The organism is Blastomonas sp. CCH1-A6 (assembly GCF_001556365.1).
GTDB lineage: Bacteria > Pseudomonadota > Alphaproteobacteria > Sphingomonadales > Sphingomonadaceae > Blastomonas > Blastomonas ursincola.
Window position 1 is genome coordinate 1 of sequence record NZ_LSIS01000245.1, and the last position, 1,018, is coordinate 1,018.

2 protein-coding genes are annotated in these 1,018 nt (G+C 64.7%); both read right to left on the bottom strand.

Annotated elements, in window-relative coordinates; translation table 11 throughout:
* The coding region (locus AX735_RS24320) for a flagellin N-terminal helical domain-containing protein (RefSeq protein ID WP_446471808.1) at nt 1-132 on the bottom strand (132 nt) is incomplete at its 3' end.
* Between the two features lie 158 nt (nt 133-290).
* On the bottom strand, nt 291-1,018 hold a 728-nt coding region (locus tag AX735_RS11445; RefSeq protein ID WP_066280078.1), incomplete at its 5' end, for a flagellin N-terminal helical domain-containing protein.

Genomic DNA, 1,018 nt, shown 5'->3' on the forward strand with positions numbered 1-1,018 from the left:
CGCGTCGTCCGCAGCGGAGTTGATGCGCTTGCCGGTGGACAGGCGATCGATCGACCGGGACAGGCTGCCCTGAGCCGCGGTCGAAGCATTGGCAGCCCGGAGGGCCGCAACGTTCGTTCCAATAACGGTCATTGTTGAGTCCTTTCACTTCTTCCCTGGGGCCACCCCATTGCTGGGGCGGCCTCAAGCGCTTTGACGGCGGGGGCTGACAGGAAATTAAGCGGAAAACGTCAGTTTCTTGGCGGACGCGTCATTTTCCTGACAGGCGTCCGTCAGCCCCCCTGCGTCGCTTAACGGATCAGGCTGAGCACGCCCTGCTGGCTCTGGTTGGCCTGGGCGAGCATCGCGGTCGACGCCTGGCTGAGGATCTGCGACCTCGCGAGGTTGGTCGATTCTTCGGAGAAGTTCGCATCCTGGATGCGCGAGCGGGCTTCCGACAGGTTGGTGGCGCGGTTGACCAGGCTGGAGACGGTCGCCTGCAGACGGTTCTGGCTGGCGCCGAGATTGGCCTGTGCGGTGGTGATCGTGTTCAGCGCGGTGTCGAGCGAGGTCAGCGCGGCGGCGGCACCGGTGTCGGTGGCGATGGTGATGGCGTTGATGCCAAGACCGGTGGCGGTGACATCGGCAAGCGCGATGTTCATCGTGTCGCCCGAAGCGCTGCCGGTCTGGATGGCGACCGGGCCAGCGGTGTTCAGCAGCGAAACGCCATTGAAGGTGGTCTTGGTGGCAACGTCGTTGACCTGGGCGATCAACGCGGTGACTTCCGCCTGCAGGTTGGTGCGGTCACCGGCAACCAGCGTGCCCGAGGCCGACTGGACGGCCAGTTCACGCATACGCTGCATCATGTTGACGATCTCGTTCATGCCGCCTTCGGCGGTCTGGGTCAGCGAGATACCGTCGTTCGCATTGCGCACGGCCTGGTTGAGGCCGCGGATCTGCGAGGTCATGCGGGTGGCAATGGCATTGCCGGCCGCGTCGTCCGCAGCGGAGTTGATGCGCTTGCCGGTGGACAGGCGAT